The sequence below is a fragment of the Janthinobacterium foliorum genome (assembly GCF_978021625.1).
This window is the reverse complement of the sequence record NZ_CDXDQE010000016.1, coordinates 100,813-116,950: the sequence shown is the minus strand read 5'-3', so window position 1 is coordinate 116,950 and position 16,138 is coordinate 100,813. Positions and strand designations below refer to the sequence as shown.

Here is a 16,138-nt window from a genome sequence, read left to right as displayed (position 1 = left end):
GCTTATCCGGGGAAGTTTTCAGGCGACTTGGCGGCCGAACGGGCCGTTTCCGCCGAGATCGTGCCGCGCCGCACCAGGTCGGAGAGGCACTGGTCCAGGGTCTGCATGCCCACGTTGGCGCCCGTCTGGATGGCTGAATACATTTGCGCCACTTTCGCTTCGCGGATCAGGTTGCGCACGGCCGGCGTGGCCAGCATGATTTCATGCGCTGCCACGCGGCCGCTGCCATCCTTGGTCTTCAGCAGGTTCTGCGAAATGACGGCTTGCAGCGATTCGGACAGCATGGCGCGCACCATTTCCTTTTCCTCGGCGGGGAAGACGTCGATGATGCGGTCGATCGATTTGGCCGCCGACGAGGTATGCAGGGTGCCGAACACGAGGTGGCCCGTCTCGGCCGCCGTCAGCGCCAGGCGGATGGTTTCCAGGTCGCGCAATTCGCCCACCAAAATGACATCCGGGTCTTCGCGCAGGGCCGAGCGCAGCGCGTTGCTGAACGAATGCGTGTGCGCACCCACCTCGCGCTGGTTGATCAGGCATTTCTTCGGTTCGTGCACGAATTCGATGGGGTCTTCGATGGTCAGAATATGGTGGTTCAGGCGCTCGTTGACGTGGTTTACCATGGCCGCCAGGGTGGTCGACTTGCCGGAACCCGTGGGACCCGTCACCAGCACGAGGCCGCGCGGACGCATGGCCAGTTCGCCGAAGATGCGCGGCGCGTTGAGTTCCTCCAGGGTCAGCACCTTGGACGGGATCGTGCGCAGCACGGCCGAGGCGCCCCGTTCCTGGTTGTAGGCATTCACGCGGAAGCGGGCCAGGCCGGGAATCTCGAACGAGAAATCGCATTCCAGCGCTTCTTCATAGACCTTGCGCTGGCTGTCGTTCATGATGTCGTAGATCATGCTGTGCACTTCCTTGTGCTCGAGCGGCGCCACGTTCAGGCGGCGCACGTCGCCGTTGACCCGTATCATCGGCGGCAAGCCGGAAGACAGGTGCAAGTCGGAAGCCTTGTTGCTGACGGAGAAAGCGAGTAGTTCGGAGATGTCCATTTATAATTCCCTGTGCCTGCATTGATGGGCTGCCGGTAGCGGCCGTGCCCCGTATCCACTAGAAAATGATTATGTCCACAATCGAACTGAACTTGCAAGCCGTGCGCGACGCGATCGCGCAAGCGGCGCTGGAGGCGCGGCGCCCGCCCGCAGACGTGAGCCTGCTGGCCGTCTCGAAAACCTTTGGCGCGGACGCCGTGCTGGACGCGGCGCGCGCGGGCCAGACGGCGTTTGGCGAAAACTATCTGCAGGAAGCGCTCGACAAGATGGCCGCCGTCAAGCTTGCGCTGCCGCAAAGCGATCTGGCCTGGCATTTCATCGGCCCCATCCAGAGCAACAAGACGCGCCCCATCGCCGAGCACTTCGACTGGGTGCATACGGTGGAGCGCGAAAAAATCGCCGCGCGCCTGTCCGAGCAGCGTCCGGCCGGCTTGCCGGACTTGAATATCTGCCTGCAAGTGAACATCAGCGGCGAGGCCAGCAAGAGCGGCGTGGCGCCGGGCGACTTGCCCGCGCTGGCGCGCGCCGTGGCGCTGCTGCCCCGCTTGCGCCTGCGCGGCCTGATGGCCATCCCCGAGCCGGAGACGGATGTTACGCTTCAGCGCCGCGCCTTCGCGCAATTGCGCGTGCTGTACGAACAATTGCAGGCCGAAGGGCTGGCGCTCGACACGCTGTCGATGGGCATGTCGGCCGACTTGCGCGCCGCCGTGCTGGAAGGTGCCACCATCGTGCGCGTGGGCAGTGCCATCTTCGGTTCCCGACACTATTCCTGATTGATAGAAAGAATCACCATGACGACAGAATTGAACATCGCCTTCGTCGGCGGCGGCAACATGGCGGCGGCCCTGATCGCCGGCCTGGCAGGCAAGCTGACCCTGGGCGGCAACATCCACGTGATCGACCCGCACGCGCCCGCGCTGGAAAAACTGCAGGCGCAGTTCGGCGTCACCACGGCGACGTCCGCCAGCGCCGTGCTGCGCGGCGTGGACGTGATCGTGCTGGCCGTCAAGCCGCAAAGCATGCGCGAGGTGGCGGCGCAGCTGCTGCCCTTCCTCGACGGGGAAAACGCGCCGCTGGTGCTGTCGATCGCGGCCGGCATCCGCGCCGTCGACCTGTCGCGCTGGCTGGGCGGTTATGGCGCCATCGTGCGCTGCATGCCGAATACGCCGGCCCTGATCGGCATGGGCATCACGGGCATGGTGGCCAGCGGCGGCGTCAGCGAAGAACAGAAAAAGACGGCGGACGCCATCCTGCGCGCTGTCGGTCAGACGGTCTGGCTCGACGACGAAGCCAAGATCGACCCCGTGACGGCCGTCTCGGGCAGCGGTCCTGCCTATGTGTTCTATTTTATCGAAGCGATGCAGCAGGCGGCGGCCGAGCTGGGCCTCACGCCGGAGCAGGGCACGCAGCTGGCCATCGCCACCTTTACGGGGGCGGCGCAGCTGGCGGCCAATTCCAGCGAGGCCGTGTCGCTGCTGCGCGAGCGGGTCACGTCGAAGGGCGGCACGACGTATGCGGCCCTCACCAGCATGGAAGAGAGCGGCGTGAAGGCGGCCATCGTCAAGGGCATCAAGGCGGCGGCGCAACGGGGGCGCGAGATGGGAGACGAGCTGGGCAAGTAGTTTCGGCTTACATCACCTTGACGGCGCGGCCGATGTATAAAATCGGCCCTGTCGGCCGGCCCGTGGGCGAGCCCGCTTCCGGCTCCAGGGTAATTTCAAACAACTGATCGGGCTGCAGCGGCGGTAGCTTGTCCAAAGTCAACTTCAAGCTCTGGCCCGGCTGCACCAGGCCCAGCGAGACGGGGGCGCCCCAGTCCTTGCCCTTGGTCCAGAATTGCAGGGCCTTTTGCTGCGGCACGGCCGTCGGTCCCAGCGGAATGAGATTGAGGTCGCGGCCCTTGCCGCCGCGGCTGCCCGCCTGCACGATCCAGCCCGGCGACTTGTCTTGCGGCGCCACCAGCACCACCAGGTAGCCGGGCCCGGCTGGCGCCTGCAGCTGCGCCGTCACCAGCACGGCCAGCGCGGCCGTGGCCGCCAAGCCGCCGCCGGCCAGAATTCTCCAGAAGGCCAGGCTGTTCCACCACGCCTGCCAGCCGCCCGCATTTTGCACCGCGGCTGGCGTAGTAAACAGGCTGGCGCTGATGCGCGGCCACAGCTGGAGCGATGGCGGTTCCGGCGGCGCCAGCGCCGTCAAGGGCAGCAGGCGCTGTTCCCAGGCGGCCACGGCATCGCGCAGGGCGGCGTCGCGCGGCAAGCGCCGTTCCACCTCGCTGCGTTCGGCCAGCGCCAATGTGCCCAGCACGTATTCGCTGGCCAGGTGCTGCAGGTCGTCCTCGTCGTGCGTGCTCATCCCATGCACTCCCGCAAGGCGGCCAGGCCCCGCTTGACCCACGCTTTCACGGTGCCCAGCGGTGCTTGCAGGCGCTGCGCGATTTCGCTGTGCGAGCAGCCGTCGACATAGGCGTAGAGGATGCTGTTGCGTTTGCCTTCATCGAGGTGGCCCAGGCAATCGTGCAGCTTGCCCATGTCGGCTTGCAGGGCATAGGCGTCGCCGGCATCGTGGCCGAGTCGTTCATGCAGCAGGGTTTCCACGGTATCCTCGTCGGCTGACAGTTCATGGGCGCGCGCACGCGCCACGTTCAGCGCCTGGTGCCGCACCACCACATAGATCCAGCCCTTGCCGCTGCCGCGCGTGGCGTCGAAACTGCCGGCGCGGCGCCAGATGCTGAGAAAGGCGTCGTGCAGCACGTCTTCGGCCAGGGCCCGCTGGCGCACGATGCGCAGGGCCACGCCCAGCAGGTAGCGGCTTTCCTGCTGGTACAGGCCATGCAATGCCTGCTGCTCGCCCCTGGCGCAGGCGCGCAGGGCGGCATCGTAATCGTAAGGGGCGGCTGGGGCTGGCAAGGTCGGCGCAATCGTCAAGACGCAGTTATCAGGAGTGAACGGTTAGCAAGTTTTCAAGAACGAGTATAGGCCAGAAACATGCTTGCCAACCGTCACTCCGCAGTTTTATGCCGATTTCCAGAAAATGTAGTCGGCCTGGTAAGGCACCCATTGCTTGGCGCCAATGCTCTCCATGCCGCAGGGGCTGGCTGGCGCCACGCCGCCGCGGGTGGCCACGCGCTGGATGTAGCTGACGCCCTGCATGGCGCCGCTGCCCGTGGCGGGGTTGGCCTTCACCAATTGATAGGGGATGTTGCCCGCGCCGGCCGGTGCCACGGCCACTTGCGTCGCCGTCACTTTCGAACCGTCCAGGTTGGCCCAGGTGGCAGGCGGGCCGACATACGTGCCCACTTGCATGCCGCTGCGGTCGTTCAGGGCCGCGTCCGGTCCCACGAAGACCCATTCATGGCCCGTCATGTCTTTTTTCGCCTTGCATTCATAGGCGATCTTGCCCACCCCCACCGTTTGCATGGCCACCTGATGGCCTGCGGGTACTTGCACGGCGGGCGGCAATTGTTCTTGCGAGTAACGCGCGCTCATGGGCGAGCAGGCAGCCACCAGCACGGCGGTGCACAGGACGGTGAGCGAGGGGGCGGTATGGCGTGGGGCGGTCAACGAGAACATGGCAGGCTCCTGGTAGTTGGTTCAGCCGGCTGGCTGATACCGGTACTACACGCGAGCCGGCCATTTGGATGCAGGCCAGAAAAAATATTTACGGCGGTGCGTCTTTCTTGCTGAATCGCTGCGCCAGCGCCAGCACGACCGGCATGGCGGTGGTGGCGTGCTTGAGCAGCATGCCGCTGGCCCGCAGCAGGGGCAGGAAGCGGCGCGGGCGCACCAGCAGCAGGCCCAGCACGGCGCCGCCTATCATCAAGGGCATTTTAAAGCGCGTCGCCAAGGTGTGGCGCAGGTTGCCGCCCGTCAGCGGCTCCAGCAGCTGGCGCGTCTGCACGCCCAGTGCCAGGCGCTGCAGCGCGCATTCGGCCAGCAGCGCATCGCGCCGCTGGGCCAGGCTGGCGGCCGTGTGGACATGGGACAGTTTGGTGGGATGCGTGGTCATGGCTGCTCCGATCCCCGGCGCGCCAGGTGCTGCAGCTCGTCCAGGTCCTTGTTCAGTTCGCTCATGGTAAAAGACAGCAGTTTCGGCTTGCTGCGGAAACTGGCGCGCACGCCCAGCAGGGTGCCCAGGGCGGCGAGGATGAAGACGGCGGCCGTGATGGCGATGGCGGCGATGCGGTGCGTGTCCCAGAACAGCACGATGACGAGAAACACGATCAGCACCAGGCCGACGAACAGGCATAGCAGGGCCAGCATGGCCAGTGCCAGATAAGACAGGAAGCGCAGCGACTCTTCTTCCATTTCCACGGCCGCCAGGGCCAGACGGGTCTGGACGATGGCGGCGAGGGTCGCTGCGACCTGGGCGACATGATGCACGATAGCCATATGCTGCCTTTCGCGTCAGGGGACGGCCAGGCCGTCGGTCCAGCCCGGCGGACTGTGCCGCCGTGCTGGCGCTGGTCTAGCGGCGTGACGAGGACAGCAGCAGGCCGAACAGCACGCCGACGACGGCGCCGGCGCCCACGGCTTTCCATGGATTGTCCTGCACGTATTCGTCGGTGGCCTTGGCGGCCTTCTTGGTGCGCTCGAGCAAGTCTTCTTCCAGCTTGATCAAATCTTTCTTGGCCGTTTCCACGGTGGCGATGAACCTTTCCTTGACGGCCTTGATATTCTCGCCCGTCTGGTCCTTGGCGCCATCGAGCCAGCCTTCGGCTTCATTGATGACGTTTTTCAGGTCGCCAACCAGTTTGTCGCGGGCCTTGTCGGCGTCGGCGAGGACGTTGTCACTGCTGGATTTGCCGGTATGTGTCGAGCTCATGTATTACCTCTTGGAAGTGAAACTGCACAGTGAAATACCAGTGTAGGCAGCAGCGGCCTGGCTGCCTTGCGCCGCCTCAAGGGCTGCCGCGGCGCAAGGAGCGTTGATTAGCGGAAAGCAAAGTCCAGCACTACCCCCGCAAACACCGCTGCTCCTAGCCAGTTATTATGCCGGAATGCCGCAAAACACGGCATACGCTCGCGTGTGCGGATCAAGGTGTAGTGGTAAACGGCACAAGCGGCCGCCACCACCAGGCCGGCGACGAACCAGCTGCGCAGGCCCAGGTGCCAGCCGCAGACCAGCCACAACAGCAGAAAAACGGCATAGCACAGCATGATGATGGCCACGTCGTAGCGGCCAAAGGTGATGGCGGAAGTCTTGATGCCGATCTTCAAGTCGTCGTCGCGGTCGACCATCGCGTATTCCGTGTCGTAGGCCACGGCCCAGAAGACATTGCCCAGCAACAGCAGCCACGCGACGACGGGCACGGCCCCCGTGATGGCGGCAAAGCCCATGGGAATGCCGAAGCCGAAGGCGATGCCCAGGTAGGCTTGCGGAATCGCAAAGAAACGCTTGAAATAGGGATAGGTGGCGGCGATGATGACGGCGGCCACGGACAATTGCTTGGTGAGTGTGTTGAGGGGCAGGATCAGGCAAAAGGCCAGCACGGTCAGCACGCCGGCCACGGCCAGCGCTTCCTTGCCGCTGATGCGCCCGCTGGTGATGGGGCGTTCGGCCGTGCGCTTGACGAATTTGTCGATATCCTGGTCGGCGTAGTCATTGATGGCGCAGCCAGCCGAACGCATCAGGAAAGTGCCAAGGGTGAAGATGAGCAGCAGCCGCCAGTCCGGCACGCCCTGCTGCGCCAGCCACAGCGCGCACAGGGTAGGCCACAGCAGCAATACGGTACCGATAGGCTTGTCCAGCCGTATCAGGCGGAAATACAGCGCCAGCTTGTTCATGGAAGACTCGATCTTGTTAAACAGAAAGGTCGATTATCGCAAATCGTACGCAAATGTACTATTTTGCGGCTGGCTGCCAGGCCTCTTCCTCGCACAAGGGCGTAATGCCGGGCAAGTCGCAGCTGGCGATGGCCGCGCACAGGGCGTCGATGGCGGCCTTGCGGGTAAAACTCTTGCGCCACAGCATGACCACCCTGCGCGATGGCACGGGATCGGCGAACGGGCGGTATTCCAGCATGCCGTCGGTGGCGTGCATGTTGGCCACGGACGCGCGCGGCAAGACCGTCAGGCCGATGCCGCTGGCCACCATGTGGCGGATGGTTTCCAGTGAGGAACCTTCGAAGGTGCGCTGCATGCCGTTGCCGGGCGAGGAAAAGCGCGCCATTTCCGGACACACTTCCAGCACCTGGTCGCGGAAACAGTGGCCGTTGCCCAGCAATAGCATGGTTTCCGACTTCAAATCCTGCGCGGCGATGGTGTCGCGCTCCGTCCACGGGTGGTGGCGCGGCATGGCCACGACAAACGGTTCGTCATACAGATCCTGCATGGCCATGCCGTGCTCCGGCAGGGGCAGGGCCATGATGGCCACGTCCAGTTCGCCCTGGCGCAGCAGTTCGAGCAGGCGAACCGTGAAATTCTCCTGCAGGATCAAGGGCATCTGCGGGACCTGGTCTATCATGGCCTTGACCAGCGGCGGCAGCAGGTAGGGGCCGATCGTGTAGATCACGCCCAGGCGCAGGGGGCCGGCCAGCGGGTCCTTGTTTTGCTTGGCGAGTTCCTTGATGGCGGCCGTCTGTTCCAGCACGCGCTCGGCCTGGGCAATGATCTGCGCGCCCAGTGGCGTGACGGAAATTTCCGCGCCGCCCCGTTCGAACAGGACCACGCCCAGCTCGTCTTCGAGTTTCTTGATGGCCACTGACAGGGTGGGCTGGGCAACGAAGCAGGCTTCGGCGGCATGGCCGAAGTGTTTCGCTCGCGCGACTGCAACGATATATTTCAGTTCAGTCAGTGTCATAAGGTGATTGAAACACAGGAAGTGCTTACTTGCAATGAATGAAAGGTGGCGCAAACGGTCTAACTGTGGCGCCGATGGCATATTGTAGCGGATCGCCCCCTATAATGCGGGGCAGGGCCATGGAGGGAGAAGGCGATGGAGCTGCGCATACAGGCGCTGGAAGCGGCGATCACACTGGCGCGCCAGGCAACCGGCGCGCGGCAACGAATATGCGCTGTCGCCGCCCGTCAGCCAGCTGGCGGGCGTATACGCGCGGATGATTTTTTACCGGCAAGATCGCATCGCCGCCGGCAGCCTGGAACCGGCCATCCTGGCCTTGATCGATGCCTGGCGGAGCGATGCCGGCGGCATCCAAGGCGATAGCCACGTGCAATGAATACCGTAATTAACCCAGATTAGAGAGTGCCATGCCTGATTTTGAAAACAAACTATGCAGCCGCGACGACCTGCGCGCCCGCGCCCAGGCGCTGCCAAAACCGGTGGTGGTGACGAACGGCGTGTTCGATATTTTGCACCGCGGCCACGTCACTTACCTGGCGCAGGCGCGCGCGCTGGGCGCCTCGCTGGTGGTGGCCGTGAATACGGATGCTTCGGTGAAACGCCTGGGCAAGGGCGACGACCGTCCGCTGAACAGCTGCGAAGACCGCATGGCCGTGCTGGCCGCGCTGGAATCGGTGAGCCTGGTTGTGCCGTTCTCGGAAGACAGCGCCCTGGAAGTGGTGCAGGAAATTGAACCGGAAATCTATGCCAAGGGCGGCGACTACGACATGGCGGCCATTCCGGAAGGCCGCGCCGTGCTGGCGTATGGCGGCCAGGCCGTGGCCATCGATTTCGAGCACGACCGTTCGACCACCAAGCTGCTGACCAAGGTGCGGGCGCAGTAGGGGAAGCCGCGTCAATGTTTCCATACAGATAAAAAGACGTTACTATGAGAACTGCCAGGGCTGCGACTTCGTTTCGACCGCCCCAGCACGTTCTGCCGCCGTCACCGTCTTGCTCTCTTGTCGCACCGGGCGGCGGTGCTTATTGCTCGTCATAGAAAATACATGGACCTTAAAACTTCTGGGGATTGGCCGCTGCCGTCGGGCGTCTGGCAGGTGGATGATGCCGGCGTCTGGACCCTGCAGCGCAGCGCGGACGGACAAAACGTCTCGCCCTTGCTGAGCCAGGCCGATATCGGCAAGCTGATGCACGCCAGGCGCCTGCCCGCGGCGGCCGGTGCGCCCGTGCGCCAATTTCCACCCGAATTCGCGTTCGATCCCGCCACGGGCGTCGCCTTGCAAGTGCCGCCCGATGCGGCCGCCGCAGCGCCCTGGGTGCCGCCTTACGGCGCCTGTCCCGTCAGCGACAGCCCCGTGTCGGGTCCGGCCGGCCTGCGCCAGGCCAGCGTGCCCTTGATCCTGGCGGACCAGCGGACCCGCGAAGAACATGCGCAGGCGGACGCTTCGCTGCCCATGCCGCCGCCGGGCGAGTACGAATTCTTCAACGCCCAGTTCGGCACCAGCGGCGCCGCGCTGCTGGCGCTGGACCCGCGCAAGGCGGCCCTGCACGCCTGGCTGCCCGCCTCGAAACGCTGGCTGGCGCTGGAACCCGAGTATGGCGGCCTGCTGGCCGAATCGGACATCCCGCACGGCGCCTGGCGCGCGGAACTGGTACCGGAATTTAACAGCGTGCTGGTTTTGCCGACCAGCCATGGCCTGGCCTGCATCCGTCCCGACGTGCCGTCACTTAGCTATGTGGTCGAGCATGTAGGCGGCGCGCCCTGCGTTGCTGCCCCCATCTGGTTCCAGAATCGCGTATGGGCGCCGCTGCGCGATGACGATGGCCGCATCCGCTTCGTCAATCTCGATGCGGCGCAGCAGCCCGGCAGCGACGTGCTGCTCGACGGCGTGGTTGAACCGGGCGCCATCAGCGCGCCTGTCGCCTACAACCGCATGGCCGTCTGGCCATGCGCCAATGGCCAGCTGCGCCTGCAATTGCAGCCGGATGGCAACGTGGCCGCCTCGTTTACGCCCTGGCCCGCTGGCCTGGTGCCGCATTTCGAGTTCGGCAGCCCGTACGTGTCGCGCGATGGCGGCCTGTGGCAGCTATGCTTCGAGCGCGGCCGTGGCACGTATGTCTACGTGAAGCTGGGCGCGCAGTCCGAGCAGGCCGACGCGCTGGCGCCACGCCTGTGTTCGGGCAGCGTCAATTACCGCTTCGCCACCAAGCTGAAGACGGCGCCGTGGGAAGAACCGGAACACGGCGACGATGGCGGCAAGAACCAGGCTGTCATGCCGCTGCTCGAATCGGGCGGCGCGTCCGGTGCCGGCAGCAGCGTGTTCGGCGTCAAATTCGCCACCAGCGCCGGCCTGTCGAGCGTGCTGCGCTCGAACGAGCGCCTGGCCGCGCAGCTGGTGCAGGACGATACCTTGCGCGAAACGGTCTTCCATACCTTTGCCGTCAGCGAGCCGTGGCGCGTGCGCTTGTTCGTCAGCGAAGGCATGCTGTGGGCATATCACCCGCTGCTGTCGCGCATCGATGGCTGGGCCTTGCAGGCATGAAGGCGCGCTTGTTGATCGTGGCTGGCGCCGCGCTGTTTGGCGCCGGCGCCGCGCAGGCGGCCGGCATCCAGCAAGCCTTCCTGGTGCAAAACTCGGGCTGGATGGAACCGTTTTACACGGATGAGCAGTCGCAGCTGAAAGCCCTGGTGGGCGCCGTGGCGCAGGCGGCCACGAGCCCGTCCGACAAGGTGTACACCCTGGCCTTCAGCCAGAGCAGCGGCGCCAACGTGTCGCCATCGCTGCTGGGGCAAGGCCAGGGCGGCGCCGGCGTGGCGGGCCAGCTGGCACCTCTGGGCCTGGCGCGCAAGGGCGCCGGCGTCGCGCTGGCCGACACGGACTTCCAGGAAGCCGTCACGAAAACCATCACGGGACCGTTCCAGTCCGCCTCCGGCATCGTGTGGATCTTTACCAACAACAAGAACAGTCCGAACAACGACAGCCAGACGGCCGAACGCAACCGCGATTTCTACCGCCTGCTGCACCTGGAGCCGTCGATCACCAAGACCCTGGTGTTTCCGTTGCGCATGCCCGTGCAGGGCAAGCTGTACAGCGCCAAGGGCTTGATGGTGTATGCGCTCGCATACGGCCAGCCGGCGTCCGACGCGCTCAACCGCATCCTTGCCGAAGGACGGCTGTCGCAAGTGCTGACGCGTCCGCCCGCGCGGCTGAAACCGGTGGACCAGGATGCCGTGCGCATCGTGCCGCAGTCCGTCAAGAACAGCGACAACGTGCACGCCAGCCTGGGCCGCGACGGGCGCACCATCGTGCTCGACGTCGATGCGGCCAGGCTGGTGCCGCAAGTGCAGCTGCAGGCCTCCCTGCAAAACATGTTTTTCCCGTATGTCATTGACAGCGCCCGGGTGCACGCCACCCTGGCCGGGCAAAACGCGCCGCTGCAAGTGACGCCGGACCAGATCCGCCAGCTGCAGCCCGGTGCCAGCCAGTCGGTGCAGGTGCAATTTTCGCTGCCGATGGCGCAGATTCCCTCGCCCTGGTCGGCGCAGGCCATCGCCGCCATGGGCAAGCAGGTGCTGCTGCCCATGCAGGCGCAGGTGGGCTTGTCCGGGCAACGGCTGGCGCTGGCGTCCAGCTTTGGCAAGGATTTGCAGGAATTGTTCCCCGGCGACCCGATCTCGGACATGTTTACCCCGCCCGACAGCGTGCGCGCCTCGCAGGCGACGATACCGCTGCTGGTGCGCATCCAGTATCCGCTGCTGCCCGTGCTGGTGATGCTGGGCGGCATCCTGGCCTTCGTGCTGGGCTTGCTGGCCCTGGGCTTTGCCGGCACGCGCGCCACGCGCTACAAGGTGCTGGTCGATGGCGTGCAGCGGCAAGTACTGCTGAAACCGTTCAAGAGCGTGCAGATCCGCGATGACAACGGCCGCGACATCGGCGAACTCAAGCGTGGCCTGGGCCAGCCGCAGGTCGCGCGCGTGGCCGAGGGCCATACGCTGAGCCTGGCCTGAACAACTTTTTTTAAACTATTCAAACCCATCAGAGGCATACCATGGCGCAAGACACTCCAAAAGACAACGCAGGTTTTACTTTGCCGGCCCCCGTATCGGCCCCGGTATCGGCGCCGCCGGCCGGCGACGCGCCTGCGGCATCGGCCGCAGCCAGCGCGACGACCGAGCCTGCCCCGGCCTTTGACGCGGCCGCCACGACGGACACGTCCTCGCGCGACACCCTGATCGGCGGCGTCGTGCTGTTGCTGCTGTTCATCGCCTTTTTCTTTGCCAAGAATGCCTATGCGAATGGCCTGGTGGCCAAGCGCGTGCCGCCCAACAAGGCCAATGCCTCGGGCTGGTGGCTGTTCATCTTCCTGGCCAGCCTGGCCACGGGCGTGGTGCTGGCGGCCGTGAACGCGCATAAATTCCTCGCGCCCCTGTTCATGGCGCCGCTGGTGCTGGTGGGCCTTGTCGCCCTGTTGCTGACATTTACCTCGAGCCGCCGCTAAGAACACGCCGTTGCACGCATCATCGAAGGAATCACCATGGCAGAGAACCTGAATCAAACCATCACCGGCGGCGCCAGCGAGCGCAAGCAGGACAAGATCATCGAACTGCGCCCGACCCTGTTCATCGGCATCGGCGGCACGGGCATGCAAGTGCTGATGCGCGTGCGCCGGCGCATCCTCAATACCCTGTGGGGCGGCGCGGGCAACCGCACGCGCATCGAGGGGCTGGCCGATTTTCCCATCGCGCAATTCATCCATTTCGACCTCGACAATGGCGCCGTGATCGAAAGCGGCGAGTCGCAGGCGAAGGACTTGCAGTTCGACCAGGTGAAGTTCACGGACGATGACAAGGTGGTCGAATCGTTCGACATGGACAAGTACAGCCGTGACGAAGATTCGTTGGAGAAGTATCCGCACATCAAGGAATGGCTGCCGTTGACGCCGCAGCGCATCCGCGAATTGCGTTTCGACATGAGCAGCGGCGCGGGCCAGATCCGTGCCGTCTCGCGCCTGTATTTCTTCGATAAATATGCGAAGGTGCGCGACAAGATCCGCCTGAAACTCAAAGCCCTGAAGGCGGGCCTGTCGCACGAGCGCCAGCTGGCCGAGCTGGGTTTGCGCATGGAAACGAACCGTTTCCGCATCGTCATCGTCGGTTCCGTGGCGGGCGGCACGGGTTCCGGTTCCTTCCTGGACATGGGCTTGCTGTCGCGCTGGCTGGCGCGCAGCGAAGTGGGCGCGGCCGACGTCGAGCTGATGCTGTTCCTGCCCACCGGCTACACCAAGGCCAACAAGGACAGGGTCGAGGCGAATGGCTACGCGGCGCTGATGGAACTGGAATCGGCAATGATGGGCAACAAGGGCTACGTGGGACGCTGGGATGCCTACGACCGCCCGGAGCTGACGCGCGAGCCGTACAGCGAGGTCTACCTGATCGACTCGGGCAACCTGGCGCAGCAGCATACCAAGGATGTCAGCGACGTCTACCACATGGTGGCCGACTCGCTGTTCGAGGATTTCGCCTCGGCCGACTTCGCCCGCGCCAAGCGCTCGATCGCCGTCAACCAGGCGCAGCACAAGAACTCGCTGTACAACGCGCCCGTGCCGCAAGACCGCTTCGGCGACATGCGCCTGTATTTCTCGAAGCGCTTTTCCTCGTTCGGCATGGCCGTGCTCGACACGCGCCAGGAAGCGTCGCGCGACGAGCGGGCCCACCGCTGGGCCGGCGCCATGCTGCAAGCCTTCTTTGGCGTGGGCGGCACCGATGCGGGCGCCAACCGCGCCACGGATGCGCAGCGCGATAATTTCCTCGCTGCCAACATGTTCCTGAAGGGCACGCCGTTCAGCGACTTCCCCGAGTTTTCCGACAAGAGCATCGAACTGAAGCGTTCCAGCGGCGATTTCATCGATTTCCGCATGGTCGACGAATTGCTGGAAGACCGCCACGGCCACTTGCTGGCCGGCGTGGAAAACCGCGTCAACACGCGCGTCAACGATATTCGCACGGGATTTGACCGCAGCGAATGGCCGGCGCAGGTGCGCGATGCCATGAAACACCTGGAGCGCGACGCCGTGCGCGACCAGGATTCCACGGCCGACACGACGGAAGACCGCATCAGCAAGCGCCGCCGCGAAGTGCTCGACGGCGTCAAGAAAGTCGTGCGCGACCAGCTGTATGGCTACCTGGACAACAAGGAATTCGGCGGCCTGGAATACGTGCTGTCGCTGGTGGAACAGATCAAGGACCGCATCGAGGCACCCGGCAGCGGCTTGACGGCGCAGATCGGCAACAATGCCGAGCGCTACCGCGAAATCAAGGAAGCCGTGCGTTCGCGCGAATACGAGCGCCTGCTGAACAACCTGGAGCAGACGCGCAGCACCTTCGGTTTCCTCAGCAATGGAGAAAAGCAGGCGGGCGTGGTGATGGACCATCTGCGCACGGAAATGGCGAATGCGCTGAAATTCCACTTGCGCGCCAAGGCGGCGGACGAGTCCGTCATTCTGCTGGGCGAACTGTCGCGCTGGCTGGGCAACCGGGTCGGCGTCGATGCGCAGGGCCGCGCCCAGTGGAATGGCCTGGTGGGCGAATTGCAGGCGGGCCGCGAAGGCGTGCTGGCCATGCTGGCGGAGTTGAAAACGGCCAATACCATCCTGCAAAAGGACCTGGACAAGGAACACGCGACCCTGATCGTCGTCCCCGTCACGGAAAAAGACATCGCGCTGCCATCGGCGTCCACCTTGCGCCAGTGGGCCGATGAAGCGTTCAAGGACATGGGCGGCTCGAAGGCCCTGTTCCCCATGCTGGGCGATCCGGCGCAGCGGGGGCAGATCCTGTCGAAGGTCACGCGCATGGCGGAAAACATGATCGCCACGACTGGCCTGGCCGACGGCGCCACCAGCGCGCCCGATCCGCTGTTCGAGGCGCTGGAACAGATGGACGTGTCCGAGCGCCTGGACCGCTTCCGCAAGCTGCTGGCTTGCTCGATGCCGTGGATCGACGCCAACATGGCGGGTGATTTTACGGTCGTGTCGGACCAGTTCAAGTGCGTGATCGGCGTGGCCAACGCGGCCGGCTTCAAGGCGAAATTCGGCGCCGAACTGGAATCGTGCGTGCCGACCCAGGTAGGCATCACGGTGAGCCAGCTGGAAATCGTCGAGACGGGCACGCGTGGCCGCGCCGTCTGTTATTGCGAACTGGCCGGCGTGCCGATGACGGTGCTGCGCGGCCTGGAAGGCTGGCGCACGAGTTACCGCAAGGAAGGCGACAACGACAAGGCGCCCACCCACACGCATATCGACCCGACGCAGTTCACGCACCCGATCGCGCCGAATACGGACGAGATGAAGCGCCTGGCGGAAGATTTCGGCGAATTCCTGCAAGCCATCATGCTGGGCGTGCTGACGCGCCACACGGGCCGGGTCGTGCCGCCAGGCCAGTACCAGTTTGCCGTCGAACCGGGCGATTTGCGCCGCATCGGCAACGAACGGGCCATCCGCCAGAACGGCATGCCCGCCTCGTACGAAAAAAATATCGCCCTGCGCATCGAGGAAAAACTCGCTGCGCTTGACGCCGTGCAGACGGCTGCCATGGCGGCGCTGGCAAAATATTACGAGCGGGGCGTATATGCGCCCAAGCTGGTGGCGCAGGCCGATGGTTCGCAGCTGCCGTATGTCGGGTTCGGCAGTGCCATTTCCGCCGAATTGGGTGCGCGCCTGCGCGAGTCGGCGCGCCGCAAGGGCATGGCCAGCGATGAGCTCGACCGCACGGTGCAAGCCTTGCTGGGGCGCCTGAAGGAATGGGCGAACGTCATCGGCGACTCCGACAGCGACGCCTACGACTGGGAAGTGCGCGAACCGGAAGCGGACGGCCAGCCGCGCCTGAAATACGCGATCAAGCCGGAAATGCTGGAAGCGGGACGCCTGGAACAATTGCTGCGCCCGGCCACGGCCCCGGCGGCGCCATTTGGCGCGGCGGCACCGGCCTTCGGCATGGCGCCGCCACCGTTGGGCGGCATGCCGCCGCCGCTGGTGGAACATCAGTATTTCCTGGGCATTAATGGCCAGCAGCAAGGGCCATTCACGGCTCAGCAGATCGTGCAATACGTGCAGGCGGGCCAAGTCCTGCCGGCCACCGCCAAGGTCTGGCGCGCCGGCTTGCCGGCCTGGGTCGACCTGGCCCAGTTTGCCGAACTGGCGCCGCTGTTCCACAGTGCGCCGCCACCGCTGATGCCGCCGCCGCTGGGCTGAATGAAGAAAGATTAGTTTTGGAAAATTGCACCACATGTAAGTCTGTC

The 16,138-nt window shown here is 64.8% G+C and carries 17 protein-coding genes; 8 read left to right on the top strand and 9 right to left on the bottom strand.

Features of this window, described 5'->3' with window-relative positions; translation table 11 throughout:
- Window positions 1-2 precede the first annotated feature (2 nt).
- Window positions 3-1,046, bottom strand: coding sequence for a type IV pilus twitching motility protein PilT (locus ACZ92H_RS26115; protein ID WP_465051526.1), 1,044 nt, complete (start codon window positions 1,044-1,046; stop codon window positions 3-5).
- Window positions 1,047-1,117: 71 nt separating this feature from the next.
- On the opposite strand from ACZ92H_RS26115, the gene ACZ92H_RS26110 reads away from it, so the two are divergent.
- Entirely contained in the window at window positions 1,118-1,819 is a 702-nt protein-coding gene (locus tag ACZ92H_RS26110) for a YggS family pyridoxal phosphate-dependent enzyme (protein ID WP_131376378.1), read from the top strand.
- 18 nt (window positions 1,820-1,837) lie between these two features.
- A complete protein-coding gene (gene proC, locus ACZ92H_RS26105) occupies window positions 1,838-2,668 on the top strand; it encodes a pyrroline-5-carboxylate reductase (RefSeq protein WP_465051525.1) in 831 nt (276 codons plus the stop codon).
- Window positions 2,669-2,675: 7 nt separating this feature from the next.
- On the opposite strand, the gene ACZ92H_RS26100 is transcribed toward proC, so the two are convergent.
- The 8 genes from ACZ92H_RS26100 to ACZ92H_RS26065 form a co-directional block, all read right to left on the bottom strand.
- Window positions 2,676-3,398 carry an anti-sigma factor gene (locus ACZ92H_RS26100; RefSeq protein WP_131376372.1) on the bottom strand — a complete coding sequence of 241 codons (723 nt, stop codon included), beginning with the start codon at window positions 3,396-3,398 and terminating at the stop codon, window positions 2,676-2,678.
- Window positions 3,395-3,970: a sigma-70 family RNA polymerase sigma factor gene (locus tag ACZ92H_RS26095; protein WP_465051524.1), complete on the bottom strand. Its 576-nt coding sequence runs from the start codon at window positions 3,968-3,970 to the stop codon at window positions 3,395-3,397. The genes ACZ92H_RS26100 and ACZ92H_RS26095 overlap by 4 nt, the downstream gene beginning before the upstream one ends.
- Before the next feature lie 87 nt (window positions 3,971-4,057).
- Complete coding sequence (locus tag ACZ92H_RS26090) at window positions 4,058-4,615, bottom strand: DUF3455 domain-containing protein (RefSeq protein WP_131376370.1); 558 nt, start codon at window positions 4,613-4,615, stop codon at window positions 4,058-4,060.
- 88 nt (window positions 4,616-4,703) lie between these two features.
- Window positions 4,704-5,051 (bottom strand): hypothetical protein, encoded by a 348-nt coding sequence (locus tag ACZ92H_RS26085; RefSeq protein WP_131376367.1) that lies wholly within the window; start codon window positions 5,049-5,051, stop codon window positions 4,704-4,706.
- Window positions 5,048-5,434 carry a phage holin family protein gene (locus ACZ92H_RS26080; protein WP_092803214.1) on the bottom strand — a complete coding sequence of 129 codons (387 nt, stop codon included), beginning with the start codon at window positions 5,432-5,434 and terminating at the stop codon, window positions 5,048-5,050. The genes ACZ92H_RS26085 and ACZ92H_RS26080 overlap by 4 nt, the downstream gene beginning before the upstream one ends.
- Before the next feature lie 76 nt (window positions 5,435-5,510).
- On the bottom strand, window positions 5,511-5,867 hold the full coding sequence (locus ACZ92H_RS26075) for an ElaB/YgaM/YqjD family protein (protein WP_131376364.1): 357 nt from the start codon (window positions 5,865-5,867) through the stop codon (window positions 5,511-5,513).
- Window positions 5,868-5,974: 107 nt separating this feature from the next.
- Window positions 5,975-6,829 carry a 4-hydroxybenzoate octaprenyltransferase gene (ubiA, locus tag ACZ92H_RS26070; protein WP_131376361.1) on the bottom strand — a complete coding sequence of 285 codons (855 nt, stop codon included), beginning with the start codon at window positions 6,827-6,829 and terminating at the stop codon, window positions 5,975-5,977.
- A 58-nt stretch (window positions 6,830-6,887) separates the two neighbouring features.
- Window positions 6,888-7,844, bottom strand: a complete 957-nt coding sequence (locus ACZ92H_RS26065) for a hydrogen peroxide-inducible genes activator (protein WP_465051523.1) — start codon at window positions 7,842-7,844, stop codon at window positions 6,888-6,890.
- Between the two features lie 91 nt (window positions 7,845-7,935).
- On the opposite strand from ACZ92H_RS26065, the gene ACZ92H_RS26060 reads away from it, so the two are divergent.
- The 6 genes from ACZ92H_RS26060 to ACZ92H_RS26035 all read left to right on the top strand — a co-directional run bounded on the left by ACZ92H_RS26060 (window position 7,936) and on the right by ACZ92H_RS26035 (window position 16,091).
- A complete protein-coding gene (locus tag ACZ92H_RS26060) occupies window positions 7,936-8,220 on the top strand; it encodes a DUF3717 domain-containing protein (RefSeq protein ID WP_465051562.1) in 285 nt (94 codons plus the stop codon).
- 31 nt (window positions 8,221-8,251) lie between these two features.
- Window positions 8,252-8,728 carry a D-glycero-beta-D-manno-heptose 1-phosphate adenylyltransferase gene (rfaE2, locus tag ACZ92H_RS26055; RefSeq protein ID WP_131376352.1) on the top strand — a complete coding sequence of 159 codons (477 nt, stop codon included), beginning with the start codon at window positions 8,252-8,254 and terminating at the stop codon, window positions 8,726-8,728.
- Between the two features lie 162 nt (window positions 8,729-8,890).
- On the top strand, window positions 8,891-10,387 hold the full coding sequence (locus ACZ92H_RS26050; protein WP_465051522.1) for a hypothetical protein: 1,497 nt from the start codon (window positions 8,891-8,893) through the stop codon (window positions 10,385-10,387).
- A 17-nt stretch (window positions 10,388-10,404) separates the two neighbouring features.
- Complete coding sequence (locus tag ACZ92H_RS26045) at window positions 10,405-11,853, top strand: hypothetical protein (RefSeq protein WP_465051561.1); 1,449 nt, start codon at window positions 10,405-10,407, stop codon at window positions 11,851-11,853.
- A gap of 41 nt (window positions 11,854-11,894) precedes the next feature.
- Window positions 11,895-12,344, top strand: coding sequence for a hypothetical protein (locus ACZ92H_RS26040; protein WP_465051521.1), 450 nt, complete (start codon window positions 11,895-11,897; stop codon window positions 12,342-12,344).
- 36 nt (window positions 12,345-12,380) lie between these two features.
- Window positions 12,381-16,091 carry a tubulin-like doman-containing protein gene (locus ACZ92H_RS26035; RefSeq protein WP_465051520.1) on the top strand — a complete coding sequence of 1,237 codons (3,711 nt, stop codon included), beginning with the start codon at window positions 12,381-12,383 and terminating at the stop codon, window positions 16,089-16,091.
- Window positions 16,092-16,138 lie beyond the last annotated feature (47 nt).